The organism is Streptomyces sp. NPDC052396, assembly GCF_044593195.1.
Taxonomy (GTDB): Bacteria; Actinomycetota; Actinomycetes; order Streptomycetales; family Streptomycetaceae; genus Streptomyces.
In genome coordinates this window covers 52083-69424 of the sequence record NZ_JBIUAW010000016.1, presented here as the reverse complement: position 1 = coordinate 69424, position 17342 = coordinate 52083, and the positions used below count along the sequence as shown (strand labels likewise).

Here is a 17342-nt window from a genome sequence, read left to right as displayed (position 1 = left end):
GGCAAGTCATTGCGATAGGAGACGTTACGTGCGTAAGAACCGGACCCTGCGGGTATTGGCGGTGCTTTCGGCTGCCCCCGCACTGCTTTTCGCCACAGCGGCAGCCGCACACGCCGACGGAAACATCAAGTGGCAGGACGACGCGACCGGCTACTGCCTTCGCTGGCAGACCAATTGGCTGGGAAACACCGCCACTGTGGTCGGCACAGGGGGCTGCAGTGGCCAGGAACCGACATGGCATGAGGTGAACAACGGCGACGGCACCTACGCGCTGCAGACGGCTTATGGTGACGGCTCGTGCCTCACGGGCTACGGCACGTCCGTGTATCTCGAAGGCTGCCAGAAGAACAACGACTATGAAAAGTGGTCCGAGGAACAGCAGCCGAACGGGGGGTGGAAGCTCAAGAACAAGGCGACACAGCGCTACCTGGACAGCAACTGGAACAAGGATGTGTACCTGTCGGACTGGAACGACGGCCCGTACCAGCTCTGGCACTGAAAAGCGTGCTGCCCCGGCTGCCTCATGGGTCTGCCCGCCAAGCCGGACGGGCCGTGTGCCTCGTCGGCGACCAGCAGGCCGAAGGGCGTGAACGGGGAAATTGCACGGGGGAATTGCACGGGGGAATTGCGGGCCGTCCGGTCGACGGCCCGGCATGAGAGGGGGACCCTCATGGCGAGATCCGGCGCTGAGGGACGCGGCGTGCTGGAAGGCGCGTTCGCACTCATGGAGGTACTCGCGCACGATGACGAGGTGGGGCTGACCCGGCTGGCCAGTGACGCCGCGCTGCCGAAGGCCACCGCCCACCGGCTGCTCGGGCAGCTGGTCGCACTGGGCGCGGTGCAAAGTCATGAAGGCCGCTACCGGCTGGGCCCGCGGACGTTCCGGCTCGGGCAGGCCTGGCATCCGGCGCGCGCGCTGCGGGCCGCCTCGGCCCAGCCGTTACGGGAACTCGCGGCGGTCAGCGGCGAGGTGAGCCTGAGCCTGTCGGTGCCCGAAGCCGGACACATCGTCGTCGTCGGGGGCATGCGGGGCGAGGTGGACAAGGTCTTCCCGCTGCGCTCCGGGGCCGTCCTGCCGCCCGGCAGCGCGGCCGAACTGGTCCTGGCGGCGGCCGCCCCGGTGCCGCAGCGGCCCGCGGGGCGGACACAGGCCGCCTGGGCGCGTGAGGCCGCAGGGATCCGGGAGCGCGGGCTCGCGTTCGACTACGAGCAGTGCGTGGAGTCGCTGTCATGCGTGGCGGCTCCGGTGCACTCGGCGTCCGGCCAGGTGGTGGCCGCCCTCGCGGTGACCGCCCCGGACGCGAAGCTGATCCCCCCACTGCGCGACGCCGTAAGCCGCGCGGCGTCGGCGATCAGCGGGAGGCTGGCCCGCCTGCCGGAACCCGCGCCCAGGCCCCGCAGGACCGGCCCGGCCCCCAAAAGAGCCGTGAAGGGCTCCGCGGGCACAGCCGGCCCCGGCCGCTGAACCGGCCGGCGCCCGGCGCCCGGCGCCCGGCGCCCGGGGCTCGCGGGGCGGGCCCCGGGCGCCGGCCGCACCGTCTCGTGTGCGGCCGCCTCTGGTGTGCCGCGCAGCGTCCGCCGCAGGACCCGGGCCGCCCAGACAGCCCCGATACCGGCCCCGATACCGGCCTCGGCACCGGCCCCGTCCGCCTCCCGCACCCGTATCACCGCGCCACCCCGCCCAGGCCGCGGCGCGGGCCGGCCGCCGCCCCTGGGGCCGCGATCCGGCCGCGGCGCAAGACGAGTTCGGCCATCCGCCGTTCCGGGCCCCGGCGGCCAAGGAGCAGGTGGCCGGCAAAAGCCGCCGGGCCGAAGAACACCTGGGCCGGGATCACCGCCACGGCATGCCCCGTGACCGCACCGACCATGTGCAAGGCAGCCACCGGGGCCACCGCGCCGAAGAGCACGACCAGCACGATCCCGGTGCGCAGCCCCGCCTTCCCGTACGCCTTGTAGGCGGCAGTGGTGAACAGGGCGTAGGCCAGCAGGTCGCCCATGCCGAGCACGGCGCCGAGGTCCTCCCCGATACGCAGCCCGGCCGCGGGGGCGAAGGGGTAGCCCTGGACCGCGTCGGACAGTTCCTCGGTCAGGGGCACGACCCAGGCGAAGAACGCGTCGTAGGCGGCGAGCGCGAGCAGGAACCACGCGACGTTCTTCAGCCGCATCCCGCCCTGGACATTGAGGTTGGTGGCGGAGACGACAACCAGGCCGACAACACAGCTGTTGGCGATCCAGTACGGCGCGGCGGTGTCACCGAAGGCAAGATGAGCGCCGAACACGGCCGCAATCAGCACGGCGATCAGCGCCCAGCGCAGCCTTGCATCGCCGATGACAGGCTGGTAGCCGACAGACAGCCCACCCGCGAAAGCCACCGCGAGCACCACCGGCAGGACCCCGCCGGGCAGCGCCAGATAGAGGTACGGCAGCGCCAGGACAAAGCCCATCATCACGAAGATGTCGGCGCCGTTGAAGACGCCGATCGGCGGCCGGATGGTGCGCACCGTGCGGAAATAGCCCACAGCACCGGCGCACACCGCCAGCGCCAGGACACAGCTGACCGCGAGCTGGAAGAAGACCGTCATGCCTGGCTCCGGGTGAAGGTGTGCTCCAGCAGATCGCAGCGGAGCGGGAAGCGCAGCGCCGCCTCCGTGTCGTCCAGCGGCAGGACGCTCACGTCGGCGTCGATACCCTCGGCCCGCAGCCGTTCGGTCACCTCGGCCGCACCGAGTTCCCTGGAAGCCACCTCTATGCGCAGCCGGCCCCGGGCGGTGACCTCCGCCCGGTGGCGCAGCGGCCACGGCAGGCCGGGGGTGCCGTCCAGCGCCTCCACGATGTCGCGCGGGGTGACGACGGCATCGGCGGTGCGGTACAACTGCCCCGCCTTGCCGAGGATATGGGAGACCGCAGGGACCGAGGCGAGTTCACAGGCCGGCTCGCCGTGAAGGGTACGGACCACATCACCGGTGTTGTACCGCAGGACCGGCATGCACTCCCGGTAAGGAAAGTACGGGGTGACCGTCAGCTCACCGAGACGGCCCGGCCCGGCCGCCTCGCCCGTCCGAAGGTCGAGGACCTCCGTGTACCCCATGTTGGGGTCGATGTGCAGATGATGGTGCGTACAGGTACGGCCGCTGACGGGCAGCAGCTCGGTCATCCCGAAAGAGTCACCGACAGTGCGTGCACCGAAGGTCTCACGGAAAGCGGCCGCCAGATTACGCGACAGCATCTCCCCTCCCGCATAGACCGCGCGCAGCCCGAAATCCTGTGGCCCGTATCCGCGTTCACGGGCAACACCCACCAGACGGGCAAGATAACTGGGATTGCCCGTGAGCACCGTCGGCCGGGGGCCCGAGCGGCCGAGCAGATGCTCGACGGACTCCTCGGGCGGCACCTGCCCCACAACGTGACAGGCGGCATTGACGAGGCGGCACACCTCAACGTCCTCCTGGACAGCGGCAGTCGCCCGCGAACTGAGGTTGATCTGCATCCGGTCACCGGGGCCGAGATCACCACGGAGCACCAGGGACAGCGCGATCAGGGCGGGCCACAGCTCCATCTCGTAACGCGAGAGCCAGATCCGGACCGGCGCGCCGGTCGTGCCGGTGGTCTGCGTCACCAAGTACGGGTCGCTGCACAGGAAATCGGCGGGGCGGGCAATCAGGTCCGCCTTGCGCGTCACCGGGATACGGGTCAGCGTCTCCGTCGTGATCCCGGCCGGATCCACTCCGGCAAGCCGTTCCCGGTAGAAAGGCGAGCGTATGGCAAGCCTGCGCACGGTACGCTGCAGCGCCCGGTTCTGCAGATCACGGCGCTCAGCCGGATCGGTGAACGGCCCATCGGCCAGTTCATCGACGTCATCACCAAGCGAACCGAACTCCTCCAGCGTGACGAGCGCATCGGCGACCAGCCGTTCCACAGCCCGCACGTTCAACCGCCGGCCGAACACCATCGCCGTGGCCACCCGCACCTGCCGCAGCGCCGTCTCCAGCACTGATACCTCCCCCACACCTCAAACAAGACAGAAAAGGGGGTGAGGACGGCAAACCGCCCCCACCCCCGGGGTTCAACCTCAGCTGGCCGAACAAGCGCCGAAGAACACCGCCGTCAGCGCACCCATGACGTACTTGAACTGCTTCGCGCTCGACTTGACCGCACTCATACAGACCTCCCCTGTGAACTGCGAACAGACCCCCGCCCGAATCCCACAGGAATACCGGCGACGCGTCCCTTGACAACAAACACACTGACCCGACCACCACACACAAGCAACGATCCGGTCCACTCAACGGACCACCCACCAACACAAACCCCCGCCACACCCCAACCAACCCAGCCCAACAACAACCCACACACACCCCGATGCACCCCGGCACCAACACCCGGGCATATTCAGATGACGCACCGGTCACAGGCCCCCAGACACGCCACAGCCCGAGCCGAGACACCGACACCACCGCGCACACCCATCAAGACACACAACCGGGCATCGCCCTCCCAGGGAAACAGACAACGACAGGTTCCCGAGGCGCTGACAGGAATCGAGTACGCCTTCACCCTGCGCGCCAAGGGCACCCCCATGAAGGAAATCCAGCAGAAGACCGTCATCACCCGGGGCAAGCACAAGGGCAAGCACCCCCAGCCTGCCCACCCTGTACCGCACCCTTGCCGAAGCCGCCGCACAGCGCACGGACACATGACCACAACCATGCGCTTGACCTGCTACGCGACCAAGATCAATCTCACCGATACTGGCTGTTCCGTTGGTCCCCACGGCCGAGCAAGCCTGCTGAAGTGACAACTATCGCGCTTCGGCTCAATCCAGGATCCGGGCCCTGCCGGGGCTGATCTTGTGGGTTCACATTCGGAATGTCCCATTCTGTTACGGCGGCCTGAGCTTGGCTGTCTCATCCAAGGGTCACGCCGATCTGTCTCGTGCTCTTGTCCCTTGGAGCGTCTCGTTGCCCGATTCTGGGGCCGGGCGGGGAAATCTCTCGCCTCAGGCCGCCGTCTCTACCGTGTTGAGCGACTCTCTGTACGAGCACGAAGGCAGGGCTTGGCGACCCTCGCGCCGTGCATGAGCGTTGATCTTGATGGGGAGGGCGGTCCCGCGAGGAAGCCGCCCTGCGTCACCGGGGGGCGATCTCAGGCGGGGCGGCTGCCGGGGACCTTCCACCACAGGAGCCACGCGCCGGTGGCGAGGATCAGGACGTTGAAGATGAGGGGCAATGGCGCGAGGCTGAACCCGATCGTGACGTGTTCCGGTTGCATTCCGAGCAACTGGGCGACGAGTTGCTTGGTGAGGAAGAGCAGGACCGTGTCGAGGACCACGACCGCCGCCCAGCAGGCCCCCGGGTGCCAGCCCGGTCGCGGCAAGGCGTGGACGAGGGCGACCACGAGCGTGAAGACGATGTCCAGCGAGAGATACCCGAACCGCACTGTGTCGGCCAGGTCGTTCCACGGCAGCGCGAGGCCCGTGATCCACAGGAGCGCGAGGCAGCCGACGAATCGCCAGGTTCGCGCCATGCCAGGGCCCGGAAGCGTTCGGGTGCCGGGCCCGGCAGGAGCGGTGCTCTGTGGGTAGGGGGACCCCGCCGGCGGCGGGAAACTGCTGAGAGGCGGACTGCTGGGACGGGCAGGCGCGGTGATCGTGAAGGCGTCGGGCGTGGGAACGAAGGCCGGCGACGGCGCGGGCTCGACCTGAGTGGGAATCGGAACGGGAACGGCCGCTCCTGTCCGTTGCACCTGCTCCAGCGCGGCCTGCGCTTGCGCGGCCGTGGCACGTTGCGCCGGATCCTTCGTCAGCAGGGCCGCAAGAACCGGCTCCAGGCCCCCTGCACGCAGGGCAGGGCGCGGGTCCTCGGTGACCACGGCGAGTACCAGTGCGGTGAAGGTCTCGGCGCTGAAGGGGGGTTGCCCCTCGACGGCGCTGTAGAGCGTGGCCCCCAACGCCCACAGGTCGGTGGCGGCTGAGGGAGCCTTGCCCGCCAACTGCTCGGGCGCCATGTAGGCCGGTGTGCCGATGATCGTGCCTGTGTGGGTGAGCGCCATGGTCGAGTCCGCCATGTGCGCGATGCCGAAATCGGTGATGATGACCCGGTCGTCCATCAGCAGGACGTTGTCCGGCTTGAGGTCGCGATGGACGATGCCGGATGCGTGGGCGCGGTTCAACGCCTGCAGCATCTTCGTGCCGATCTCGGCGACTGTGCGGACCGGCAGCCCTCCGCTCTGCGCGATCGACGAGGCCAGGGAGATGCCGGTCACGTATTCCATGACGATCACGGGCGCGCCTTGGTGTTCGACCACGTCGTGCACCGTGATGATCCCGGGATGGTTGAGCCGTGCTGCGGCGCGCGCCTCCCGTGTCACACGCTGGAGCAGGACGTCTCGCTGCTCGGCGGTGATGCCCTGCGGGAACATCACTTCCTTGACGGCGACATCCCGCCCGAGCGTCTCGTCCCGACCCCGCCAGACGCGGCCCATGCCGCCCTGGCCTATCAGCTCGATCGGTCGGTACCGGCCGCCGATCAACTCCCCGTTCACTTCTGTCACGTCGAACACCTTAGTGCTGCACAGTAGTTGCAGGGCAGGGCTTGCAGACCAGGGCGCCTGCTGGGGGACCGTGTCCGTTGCGCCTCATAGCGGCGGCGATTCCGGACAGCAAGGCGACGTTCCAGTTCTTCCGTCCGATCCGCAACACTGGCCTGTTCTGGAGGTAACACGGGAGGTAGCAAATGAGAAATCCGGCGCCTTCCGGTCGGATGACCGAGGCCTCAGACCAGGGGTAGTAACGGGCAGAGGCCCGCAGCCCTGATGGCTCCGCGCTCATCAGGGAGAGCGGCACGGGCCTGCCATCTCGTCGACGTGCGACGGTCTTTGCCACGAGTCAATCCGCCGGCACGAACGAGAACCAGTGAGAACCTGACTACTTCAACGCGACAAGACGCCAGCGTTTGTCTCACATGGTGCGACTTATCGAGTCAGATGACACCGAGATGGTGGGCTGACCTGGGGCCTGTGGTCGGTCTGGTCGCTCTGCTTGGCACTCGAAGGTCGTTCTTTGCTGACATCTTCGCCTGTTTTCGGTCCAGTTGACACCAACTTCGTGGCGGCGTACTCGGCAAGGTGGCTCCGGCAGACAGAAGTCCGCGTGCACGGACCGGCGGGGATCACTCGCTTCGGCGTGGTGCCCCGTGCATGGCATCAAGCACGAGAGCCAGCAGCCGGTGGGCCTGTTCGGCATGCTCGTCGCGGGCCGTGGACAGCGCAATCCCGGTGATGAGTTGGACCAGGTCCCCGGCGGTCAGGTCGGCACGGCCGGTTCCGTGCTGTTGCGCCCGAGTAAGCAGGCTGTCTGCCGCGTTCAGGATCAGCTGATGGTCAACGCACTGCCCATGCCTTGGTTGGCGCGGGCATGGGCCAGGAACGCACCCAACCATTGCGACAGGGCGTCATCGACGGAGTCCGAGGTGCGCAGTTTCTCTGCTTGCTCGCACAGGGCCTGAACTCGGTCTCCAAGTACTGCGGTCAGCAGGGCCTGGCGGTTCGCGAAGTGACGGTACAGGGTCCCAGGGCCCGCACTTCGCCCCGCGTCGCATGGCGTCGCCTGAAAACCCCTTGCTCCCCGGTCCGCCTGCTTGGTGGGATGCAGGGGCTTCGACCGTGGGAGGGGACAGCTTGGCGGTGTTCGGGTGTGCGGGCTGCGGTGCGGTCCTGACGGCGGCGGTATCGGAGGTGGCGTTGCCGATCCACCTGGCCGACACCCACTGGGAGACACTGCACCCGCCACTGCTGGAGGCCGGGGCCTACGCAGTCGACCCCGCCCCGTACGGGCCGCCGTGGCGGCAGTGGGACGAGGTCGGAGCGCGCGAGGCGGCGGAGCGGGGGCGCTTCGCGCCGTTCGGCGCACTGTCCGACGGACCGTCGGACACCGTCCTCCTCGCGCCCGGCGACATACGCGGCACCAGGCTGATCCTTGAGCGAGCCGGGGGCTACTGCATGGGGATCGATGGGAGGGACGGGCCCAACCTCGCCTGCCTGGGCTGCGATCTGCCGGTCGGAACGCGGATGGACGACTGCGGGTGCTGGCAGGTCGTCCGGCTCATCCCCCAGGCAGTAGTGCGGCTGCCCGGCCCCCCGGAGCGGCCGGTCATGGAGTGGGCGGAACTGCTGGCCACCGGCGCGCTGTGGCACCGGCTGAGCGAGTACCGGGACATCCCGGCGGGCGTGGCCCTCGCGCAGGTGGTGGTGGCCGCTGGGGGCGCGCCGGTCGCCGTCGCGCCCGGACCGGTCGCGGGGCTCCTCGGCCGGGCACTCGGCGCGCTACTGCCCGCCGGGGAAGGCGCGAAGCGGCTGAACCTGGCGGGACCGGAGTTCGGCGAGCCGACCGCTGACCTGGTGCTGGTGCCAGTCCATCCGCAAACCGGAGAGATGTGGCAGCCGCGTGCCGGGGCGGTACCGGTACCTATGGATGCCGCGCTCTGGGCCGAACTCGCCTTCCCGCCCCACAGAACCAGGCTGCCGGTGGTCGGCGGGCTGCCGGCAGGCGTCGAGCGGGATGACCCGCTGCCGCCGTACCCGTGGTACCCGTTCCAGCCGTCCAGGGAGGCGTTCCGGTACACGCTCGCGCGGATGCCCGCTGTCAAGGAACCGTGGCTGCGGGCGATCTACGACCGAGGATGCTGACCCGTCAGAAGTAGTGCGGATCGAGTCGGAGCTGGGACCAGGACGCCCCTGAGCACACATGGCTGACCGACATCACGCATTCAACTTCAGTAGTTCAGAGAAGACCTCTGGGTTATGAGCTCAGCGAGCTACCGAGCTGCTCCACCCCGCGTCGGTGATCCCCACAGTACGCCATCACAACGGGCTGAGCCGAAGCTCGGTAGTTGTCACCGGCAAAGCCGGATGACGTGGCGAAGGGGACCGAACGAAGCAGCCTGGTTGTCCCCGCCGAGGCACGCGGCTTGTCAGAACTGCTCATTCAGCAGCCTTTCTGTCACCGATCCCGCGGCCGGCGGCTGGAGGGGTGCGCAGCCGTAGACGTTCTCCTTGGGGCCCGAACATGATCAGGTACTCGACCGGTCCGGCGGATCCGGCGTTCGCGACTCCGTGGGGGATGCGGGTGTCGAACTCGGCGACGTCCCCGGCAGTCAGGACGAGGTCCTGGTTGCCGAGTGCGAGCCACAGCCGCCCGTACAGGACGCACAGCCACTCGTAGCCCTCGTGGGACACCTGTCGGGGCCGCCCAGGCGGCTTTGCGACGGCAGGCAGGACGTGCTTGTGGGCGTGCAGGCCGCCGACGTACGGGGTCAGCGGCAACACCGCCTTGTCGTCGCCGAAGCTGTGCGGCGCCGTGCTGCGGGGCTCGGCCGCAGGGGCGGGTGCGGTGTCGGCCAGCTCGTCCAGGGCGACTGCGTATTCCTTCGCCAGTTGCAGCACCACCTCCAGGGTGGGCTTGCGCCGGCCGGTCTCGATCCGTGACAGCGTGCTGGGCGAGATGCCGGTCGCGCGGCTGACATCGGCGAGTGTGACGCCACGGCGCTCGCGCACGACCCGCAGCCGCGGCCCCATCGCCGCCAGCGTCTGGGTCACATGGTCACCTGCCACCGTCCCCGTTCCTTCCCGTCGTGCCTCTTCACCGCCCTGTCCTGCAACCTTGCCAGAATGGCAACGCTGATCGCGCCGAGTGGCCGCAACGCCGCATGATCGACGGGTTCCCGCCGGCCGCCCGAACCGAGGAGAAGTCCGCCATGCGATCCGAGCCGTCCGCCGCACTGCGCCACCGCACCGTCGAGGCCCCGGCCGGGCGCCTGCACCTGGTCGAGCAGGGCACCGGCCCGTTGGTCCTGCTTGTGCACGGCTTCCCCGAGTCCTGGTACTCCTGGCGCCGCCAGCTCCCGGCCCTGGCCGCGGCCGGCTACCGGGCGGTGGCGATCGACGTGCGCGGCTACGGCCGCTCCTCCAAGCCCACGGAGACCGACGCCTACCGCATGCTGGACCTGGTGGAGGACAACGTCGCCGTCGTGCACGCCCTCGGCGAGGAGAACGCGGTGATCATCGGCCACGACTGGGGCTCCAACATCGCCGCCGCCTCCGCCCTGCTCCACCCCGGAATCTTCCGCGCTGTCGGCCTGCTGAGCGTCCCGTACGCGCCGCCCGGCGGCCCCCGCCCCACCGACGTCTTCGGCCAGATCGGCGGACCCGAGCAGGAGTTCTACGTCTCTTACTTCCAGGAGCCCGGCCGCGCCGAGGCGGAGATCGAGCCCGACGTCCGCGGCTGGCTCGCGGGCTTCTACGCGGCCCTGTCCGCCGACACCATGCCCGCCGAGCACGAGCCCGGCCCGCACTTCGTAGCCCGCGGCGGCCGGCTGCGCGACCGTTTCCCAGTCGGCCCGCTCCCGGCATGGTTGAGCGAGGACGACCTCGACATCTGCGCCGGGGAGTTCGAGCGCACCGGCCTGACCGGCGCCCTCAACCGCTACCGCAACATGGACCGCGACTGGGAAGACCTCGCCCCGCACCGCGGAGCCCCGATCAAGCAGCCGTCCCTGTTCATCGGCGGCGCCCTGGACGCCTCCATCACGTGGATGTCCGACGCCATCGACGCCTACCCCACCACCCTCCCCCGCCTGTCGGCCTCCCACCTCCTGGAAGGTTGCGGCCACTGGATCCAGCAGGAACGCCCCGACGAGGTCAACAGCCTGCTGACCGACTGGCTCGCCACGATTCAGAGCTGAACCAGGCGGGCTGTCCGAGCAGCCCGGCGGTGCGTTTCGGGCGGGCCGCGCCGGGGTGACCCATGCCGGTCTGCCCGGTGATGCCGATGTCCCGTCGCGTTGAGTCTGTCCGTGGATCTTGTGGTGAGCTGCGGGGTTGCCAGGTGGAGCGAGAAAGCTCGACGCGGGATTCTCAGTGCGCCTGGCTTCCGCGGAATCCGGGGGCGCTCGGCTCGTCGCTGCCTGGGCAGTCGGGCGCGGGGGGTCGTGGCGCCGGGAGGTCAGGTGCGGAGCAGGTCGGTCGAAACGCCCATAGGCGCTCGGCGACAGCGGGATCGAGCGCCCATTCCTTGACGCCGTGCGGGTGTTGCGCGAGGCCGGCGTCGTTCGGCACGGTGTAGGCCTCCTGCGAGTCATCGAGTTAGTGGCCTCCGGAGTGGGCGAACTGCGGGGCGACGGCCGCAACCATGGTGGTGGCGGCTCCCTGCTGGACCGTGTACCGCTTGTGCCCAGAGCCGGTACCTCCGGCCCTCGCGTACAGCCACAAGCGGCCGCGACAGGAACGATGAGAACGCGGCCCACGAAGCGAGACCAAACCACCTGAGCGAGACAAAGGCCCCGCCCGGCCCGCGAAACGATGAGAATCCGACAGCGTGGATGAGACCGCGTGAGAATCCGCCATCTGCCATGCGACAGGACAGCCGAACAGACGATCCAGGCCAGGTTCGTGGCATGACGCCCGGAGATTCGCGGCGCGCGTTCAGCGTCCGGTACTCCACCACCCGCCGCAACGGCCGCGACACCTGGGACTGATCGAGAGAGTGGAGCTCCGCCCGGGTCCCGCGACCCTCGCGGTTCAGACGCTCCATCGGCCTCAGCTACCACTTCACCGCATGAGGATGAAGCCGCTTCCCGGACCTGCCCAGCTTGAAGCCGAAGGTGCCCACACCCATGGGTAGATGCTCTTATCTTTCACTAAGAACGTTCCCCTAGCGTCTCATTCATGATGACGCAACGTGGTGCAGTTGGATCTGTTGTCCTCACGGCCGTCGCCCTGACGGCTGGCGCCGGGGTCGCCGCTGCGGCTCCCGCCCCCGCCAAGGCCGCCGCCTCCGTGGGCCACGGCAAGGTGACGGACGATCTGTACATGTCGCTCGGCAACTTCGAGGATGCCGTGTCCGGCGAGAACCCGAAGATCAAGGCCATGATTGACCGTTCGGACATCGGAGGCGTGCAGGTGGTGGTGCCCTGGAAGGCCCTTGAGGGGAAGAAGGGAGAGTACAAGTGGTCGCGGCTGGACAATGCCCTGAAGTATCTCCAGGAACGTCACAAGAAGCTGTTCGTCCAGGTCCAGGACCGGTTCTTCGACGTAGCCATGAAGGACGCCAACGTCCCCCAGTATGTGAAGGACGAGGGCGGGGTGGCGCCGACGATCGATGAGAACCCTGACAATCCCACCACCCACGGGGCCATGGTCGCGCAGTGGAACAAGAATGTGCGGGCCGACTTCCAGGCCATGCTGAAGGCGATGGCGGGGAAGTTCGACGGAAAGCTCGCCGGGGTGAACCTTCCGGAGACCGCGGTCGAGGTGGACACCAAGACGGATCAGACCAAATACACCTCGAAGTCCTACATCGATGCCGAGATCGACAACATGCGCTACGGCAAGAAGGTCTTCACCAAGACGCAGTTCATCCAGTACATCAACTTCCTGCCGGATGACGACGACCACAAGCGCATGAAGGAGATGTTCGACCTCGCCAGGCACAAGAAGATCGGCATCGGGGGACCGGACACCCTGCCGGACCGGAAGTACCAGATGGAGAACTCCTACAAGTTCCTCCACGAATACAAGGATGCCCTTCCTCTCGTCGCGATGGCCGTCCAGGAACCCGACATCAACGCCAAGGACCCCAGGACAGGCAAGCCGTACACCCGCGAACGGTTCACGGACTTCGCCCACGGCTACCTCGGCGCGCGCCACATGTTCTGGACCACCGAAGCAGACTGGCTGCAGAAGCCCGCGGCATAACACGTGCGCGAGTGCGCCTCCTCATGTGGCGGGGCAGGCGTGCGGCACAGCGATGTTCGGTCAGTAGGTTCTCATCGGCCATGTCATCCGCCGACGCCACGACCAGGGCTGATCCCCAGTTCTCAGACCACGTCACCGGCGGGGACTTCTCCTATTCCGTGTCAGGTCCCCGCTCCGGCGCCCGGCCCCAAAACCGTGTTAGTGGCCAGTTCAGATGGCTCTGTTCAACATCTCGGGATGACCGAGCGTGACTGGTGTCGGCATACAGGTCAACGTGTCCCACCGGGTACAGCCGAGCGTGCACAAGTCCAAGTCGGCGCCCAGGGATTGATCTCGATTGTCCCGCATATCGAGCGTCCACGATCGGCAGGACCGACCGCGCGCTCCGTGGCACGACAGAGCGGTCGCCCGTGAGACGGTTGCTGTCATGACAGTTGGCGCACCGGGCAGCGAGGTCGCACTCGAGACGAGTCGCCTGCTGCTCAGACCTTGGCGGGTAGCCGAGGCTGTCGTCCAGCGCGAGCTGTGGACCGAACGTGATCCACGAGTGCCGCCGCACCGCCGAATCGACGCGGACGGACACCCCACGGTCTCGGAGCTCGGGGATTCGATCCGCACCAACCGGCTGTGGTCGATCGGGTTGCTGGCGGTCGAACGGAAGGCCTCACGTGACGTCATCGGCTACTGCGGGCTGGTCGACAGCGGGCGAGGACCGACAGGGGAACCGGAACTGGCATTCGAGCTGCTACGTCGAGTTTGGCGTCAGGGATATGCGACCGAGGCCTCGTTGGCAGTTCTGGAATGGGCGAGATCGTCTGGGTACGAACGTCTGTGGGCCACGGTCTGGGACTGGAACACCGCTTCTCGCCGTGTGCTGGCCAAGGTCGGGTTCACCGAGACCGAGCGGAAGGAAGTGGACACGGTGTACGGGACCACCTTGTTCACCACGAGACGGCTCTGACACATCCGATGTTTGGCGTTGCGGACGGCTCCGTACAGTGCTGGCAGGCGGCAGGTGTCCCCATTCCGTCGGCAGAAGCGGACGCGGCGCACGCTCCATGCCGGGGCGCTGGGGACGGAACGGCGGCTGGCGTGCCCTCTGCGGCCTTGATCCAGCTGGGCAGGAGATGGCCGTCGAGGGTCTTCATCAGGTGGGCGAAGTCTGCGATGTGCCTTTGCAGGTCGGCGAGTTCGTGGCAGCGGGTAAGGACGCGCTTGAGCTGGAGCTGCTGGCCGGAGGTGAGGTTGTCGGGGTGGCGGGTGAGCCAGCCGACCATATGCCTGATGGTGGGTGCCTCGGATCTCCTGGGCGTCGGAGCCTCTGCGGAGCGCAGGGGTTCGAGCCAGCGGCGGACGGTGCGGCTGGTGCCGCGGTAGCCGCGCTGCTGGATCTCGCGGAAGAGCCGGCCGCTGTCGGTGCAGCCCTCGTGCCAGCGCATGTTGAGGTACTCGGCCCAGGGCTGCAGCATCCGGCGGTTCTGCCGCGGCGGTGACAACAACTCCTCCACAGTGGTCGCGTGGGCGTACTTGCGGACCGTCTTGCGGTCCATCCGCAGCGCTTTCGAGATCACCTCGATGGCGACGCCCTTGTCGTACATCTCGTGCACGGCCGTGAAGTGGCGCCGGGTGTTCGCCGCGCGCTTGCCCTCGGCATCCGGCGGCCCGACGGGCGGTTCCACCACGTCGCCCTGGCCCTCGTCCTCGGGCGGGACGAGGCAGCGGCGGTGAGCGACGACGCACTTCTCGACCGTCTTGCACAGGTTCAGCCACACATGGAAACGGTCGGCGACCTGGACCGCGTCCGGTGCTGCGATACGGACCGCCTCGGCGTGGGCACTGGCCCGGTCGCGGCAGACGATCTCAGCGCCAGGGTGCTGTCGGAGCCAGGCAGCGAAGGTCTCCGCGGTCCGGTCGGGGAGCACGTCGACGACACGACCGGTCTCGATGTCGGTCAGCACGGTGCCGTAGACGTGACCGCGTTTGAGAGCAAAATCGTCAACGCCCAGCACCCGCGGACTGTCGGCAGGAGGCTCCGTCGACGAGGCCCACACCCTGCTGAGCAGGGCGTTCGGACTGACCGGGCAGTGCAGCATCCGGGCGAGACGGGCGCCGGCCCGGCCCGCCAGCAGGCGGCCGACCGCCTCCGGCATCGCCTGCTGAAGGCAGCTCCGCCGCCCGTATCGGAAAGCCAGAATCGCCGGACGGTCAGGGATATCGTCACGGGCCGTCCGCCTGCGGCGACGTCGGCGAGGCGACGACGGTAGCGGTCATGGACACGACGCGACCCTGCCCCGCAGTCCGGACAACACGCGACGAGGGCGGTACACGAGGCCGCAACTCTCAGCCCTGACCCGACGACGCGGATGCCGTCGACGGCCACAGCGGCCAGGTGGGGAAGCAACAGGTCGAGAAGCTGATCGCGCAACACACCTGATCAAGGGCCGACCTGGCGGGCAGTCACGCTCGGTCATCCCGAGATGGTGATCAGAGCCGTTCAGATTCCCCGCGCGCGGCCAGTTGGCGGGGAGTCATCTGGCCGCGGATGTCACCATGCATAGTCGTCAACGGAGTCGGTGTCGGGCTCCGGTTGTCGGTCGCCGGGCCGGCTGGCTACTGCGGGGCTTCGACCGGGAAGTGGATCGGACTGAGCAGGTACTGCGCCCGCTCGGGGCCGGGCGAGTTGGCCAGTCTCGGCACGATGGCCACACGTAGTTCGCCGATCAGCTCCGCCAGTTCCGCCGGGCTGAGCCAGAGGGCGTGCTGTCGGTAGCCCACCTGGTCGGCCACGGGGTCCGCCTCCTCGCGGTCGAGGTAGGCGTTGAACTCGGCCAGCAGGGCGGTCATAGCGGTCGCGAACGCCTGCCGATGGTCCTCGGGGGTGAGCGTGCGGACCACCTCGGCCCCGATGACGGCCCGGTCCTGGCGCAGCCGGTAGTGCCGTTCCACCGCCCCACGCACCCTGTGCTCCTCGGCCACCTCCAGGATCCCGCCGTTCACCAGCAGATCGATGTGCCGGTAGACGGTGGCCTTGGAGGCTTCCGGGATACGTGCGCACAGCTGAGCGGTGGTCAGCAGCCGTCCACCGCCCATCGCGTGCACGATCCGCAGCCGGATGGGGTGGGCGAGCAATCTCAGGGAGTCCATACTCAAACCTTCTCACAACTGCTACCGTTCTCAATCATGAGAATGAATGGGGATGGGGCTCTGGAGGTGGCGCGCCGTTTCGCCGCACTGCTGCGGGCCGAGCACTTCGATCAGACCGTGGAACTCTTCGCGCCCCCGCTGCGGGCCGCGGTCTCCTCCGAGGCACTGCGGCTGGCCTGGGCGGCCGAGGCCGCCGCGCACGGCGGGATCCAGGCGGTCCAGGAGCCGGAGATCGAGGCCGGCGAAGCCGACCCGGTCCGCGTGCGCATCGCGATCACCTGCGCAGACGGAAGCTTCACCGCGGTCACATCAGTCGGTGACGACGGCCGGCTGCATGGGCTACGACTCGATCCGCACGGTGGCGCCGTGTGGCAGCCTCCGCACTACACCCAGCAGGACCGGTTCACCGAACGGGAAGTCCTGCTCGGAACTGGGCCGCTCGCCGTGCCCGGCACGCTCACCCTCCCCCAGGGCCCCGGCCCGTGGCCCGCCGCGGTCCTACTCGCCGGCGGCGGACCGTTCGACCGGGACGAGACCAGCGGCCCGAACAAGCCGCTCAAGGACCTCGCCTGGGGCCTCGCCTCCCGGCAGGTGGCCACGCTGCGCTTCGACAAACCGACCTTCGCACACCCCGGCCGCTTGCCCGCCGACTTCACCATGGCCGACGAGTACCTGCCTCCCGCGCTCGCCGCCCTCCAACTGCTGCGGCAGCACCCCGAAATAGACCCCAACCGGATCCATCTTCTCGGCCATAGCATGGGCGGCAAGGCAGCGCCCCGGATCGCCGCCGCCGATCCGTCGATCGCGGGCCTCGTCCTACTCGCCGCGGACGCACAGCCGATGCACCAGGCGGCCGTCAGGGTCGCCCGCCACCTCGCGGCCCTCATCCCCGGCCCGAGTACCGACCAGGCGGTGGCCTCGCTCACCCGCAAGGCCGAGCTGGTGGCAGGACCAGAACTCACCCCCGGCACACCGCCGGAACTTCTGCCCCTGGGCCTCTCCGCCGCCTACTGGCTCGACCTGCGCGCCTACGACCCGCTGACCACGGCGGCCGCACTGACCCACCCGATGCTGATCCTGCAGGGCGGGCGAGACTACCAGGTCACCGTCACCGACGACCTGGCACTCTGGCAGCAGGCCTTGGCACACCGGCCCGAGGTGAAGATCCGGATCCACCAGGACCTCAACCACGTCTTCTTCTCCGGCAGCGGCGCTCCCACCCCAGCCGACTACACCAAGCCAGGACATGTCGCTCTCGCAGTGGTGGACGAGATCGCGACCTGGCTGGCGCCGCGGTAGGAGAGGACAGAGTCCCGGCCAGGCCCATGCCCCATCGCCTTCACCAGTCGCCCTCGGTCACATTCGTAACTGGCCGTCCGTGGGGAGTTCCTGGCGGCCGCTGTCACACCGCGACCAGCACGTTCTCAGAACATGGCATCCGCCCGACAACG

14 protein-coding genes and 3 pseudogenes are annotated in these 17342 nt (G+C 68.4%); 7 read left to right on the top strand and 10 right to left on the bottom strand.

Annotation, left to right across the window (positions count from 1 at the left end; all coding sequences use genetic code 11):
* Positions 1–28: 28 nt before the first annotated feature.
* Both ACIHFE_RS30525 and ACIHFE_RS30520 read left to right on the top strand, forming a co-directional pair.
* A complete protein-coding gene (locus tag ACIHFE_RS30525) occupies positions 29–499 on the top strand; it encodes an RICIN domain-containing protein (RefSeq protein ID WP_400111695.1) in 471 nt (156 codons plus the stop codon).
* 225 nt (positions 500–724) lie between these two features.
* Positions 725–1465, top strand: coding sequence for an IclR family transcriptional regulator (locus ACIHFE_RS30520; RefSeq protein ID WP_400111693.1), 741 nt, complete (start codon positions 725–727; stop codon positions 1463–1465).
* A 199-nt stretch (positions 1466–1664) separates the two neighbouring features.
* Here the strand turns inward: ACIHFE_RS30520 and ACIHFE_RS30515 are convergent, their stop codons facing one another.
* The 4 genes from ACIHFE_RS30515 to ACIHFE_RS30500 all read right to left on the bottom strand — a co-directional run bounded on the left by ACIHFE_RS30515 (position 1665) and on the right by ACIHFE_RS30500 (position 7436).
* Complete coding sequence (locus ACIHFE_RS30515; protein ID WP_400111691.1) at positions 1665–2582, bottom strand: hypothetical protein; 918 nt, start codon at positions 2580–2582, stop codon at positions 1665–1667.
* A complete protein-coding gene (locus ACIHFE_RS30510) occupies positions 2579–4006 on the bottom strand; it encodes a phenylacetate--CoA ligase family protein (protein WP_400111690.1) in 1428 nt (475 codons plus the stop codon). Before ACIHFE_RS30510 ends, ACIHFE_RS30515 begins: the two co-directional genes overlap by 4 nt.
* Before the next feature lie 1136 nt (positions 4007–5142).
* Positions 5143–6549 carry a serine/threonine-protein kinase gene (locus tag ACIHFE_RS30505; RefSeq protein WP_400111689.1) on the bottom strand — a complete coding sequence of 469 codons (1407 nt, stop codon included), beginning with the start codon at positions 6547–6549 and terminating at the stop codon, positions 5143–5145.
* Positions 6550–7166: 617 nt separating this feature from the next.
* Positions 7167–7436, bottom strand: a complete 270-nt coding sequence (locus tag ACIHFE_RS30500; RefSeq protein ID WP_400111687.1) for a hypothetical protein — start codon at positions 7434–7436, stop codon at positions 7167–7169.
* Positions 7437–7674: 238 nt separating this feature from the next.
* Between ACIHFE_RS30500 and ACIHFE_RS30495 the strand changes: the two genes are divergently transcribed.
* Positions 7675–8682: a hypothetical protein gene (locus tag ACIHFE_RS30495; protein WP_400111767.1), complete on the top strand. Its 1008-nt coding sequence runs from the start codon at positions 7675–7677 to the stop codon at positions 8680–8682.
* Between the two features lie 294 nt (positions 8683–8976).
* Here the strand turns inward: ACIHFE_RS30495 and ACIHFE_RS30490 are convergent, their stop codons facing one another.
* Positions 8977–9606, bottom strand: a complete 630-nt coding sequence (locus tag ACIHFE_RS30490; protein WP_400111685.1) for a helix-turn-helix domain-containing protein — start codon at positions 9604–9606, stop codon at positions 8977–8979.
* Between the two features lie 143 nt (positions 9607–9749).
* On the opposite strand from ACIHFE_RS30490, the gene ACIHFE_RS30485 reads away from it, so the two are divergent.
* The gene (locus ACIHFE_RS30485; protein WP_400111683.1) at positions 9750–10736 is read left to right on the top strand and encodes an alpha/beta fold hydrolase; all 987 of its coding nucleotides are present in this window, start codon (positions 9750–9752) and stop codon (positions 10734–10736) included.
* Positions 10737–10996: 260 nt separating this feature from the next.
* Here the strand turns inward: ACIHFE_RS30485 and ACIHFE_RS30480 are convergent.
* Positions 10997–11211, bottom strand: a pseudogene (locus ACIHFE_RS30480) (oxidoreductase); the annotation flags it as partial.
* A gap of 253 nt (positions 11212–11464) precedes the next feature.
* Positions 11465–11584 (bottom strand): annotated as a pseudogene (locus ACIHFE_RS30475) (transcriptional regulator); the annotation flags it as partial.
* Between the two features lie 134 nt (positions 11585–11718).
* Between ACIHFE_RS30475 and ACIHFE_RS30470 the strand changes: the two are divergent.
* Entirely contained in the window at positions 11719–12747 is a 1029-nt protein-coding gene (locus tag ACIHFE_RS30470) for a hypothetical protein (protein WP_400111681.1), read from the top strand.
* 427 nt (positions 12748–13174) lie between these two features.
* Positions 13175–13708, top strand: a complete 534-nt coding sequence (locus ACIHFE_RS30465) for a GNAT family N-acetyltransferase (protein WP_400111679.1) — start codon at positions 13175–13177, stop codon at positions 13706–13708.
* Here ACIHFE_RS30465 and ACIHFE_RS30460 read toward each other — a convergent pair.
* From ACIHFE_RS30460 to ACIHFE_RS30450, 3 genes and pseudogenes are all read right to left on the bottom strand, one after another.
* Positions 13689–14897, bottom strand: a complete 1209-nt coding sequence (locus ACIHFE_RS30460) for a transposase (protein WP_400111677.1) — start codon at positions 14895–14897, stop codon at positions 13689–13691. The genes ACIHFE_RS30465 and ACIHFE_RS30460 overlap by 20 nt on opposite strands.
* 53 nt (positions 14898–14950) lie before the next feature.
* Positions 14951–15127, bottom strand: a pseudogene (locus tag ACIHFE_RS30455) (transposase family protein); the annotation flags it as partial.
* Positions 15128–15357: 230 nt separating this feature from the next.
* Positions 15358–15891, bottom strand: coding sequence for a helix-turn-helix domain-containing protein (locus tag ACIHFE_RS30450; RefSeq protein WP_400111675.1), 534 nt, complete (start codon positions 15889–15891; stop codon positions 15358–15360).
* A 36-nt stretch (positions 15892–15927) separates the two neighbouring features.
* Between ACIHFE_RS30450 and ACIHFE_RS30445 the strand changes: the two genes are divergently transcribed.
* Complete coding sequence (locus tag ACIHFE_RS30445) at positions 15928–17190, top strand: alpha/beta hydrolase family protein (RefSeq protein ID WP_400111673.1); 1263 nt, start codon at positions 15928–15930, stop codon at positions 17188–17190.
* The last annotated feature ends 152 nt before the right edge of the window (positions 17191–17342 follow it).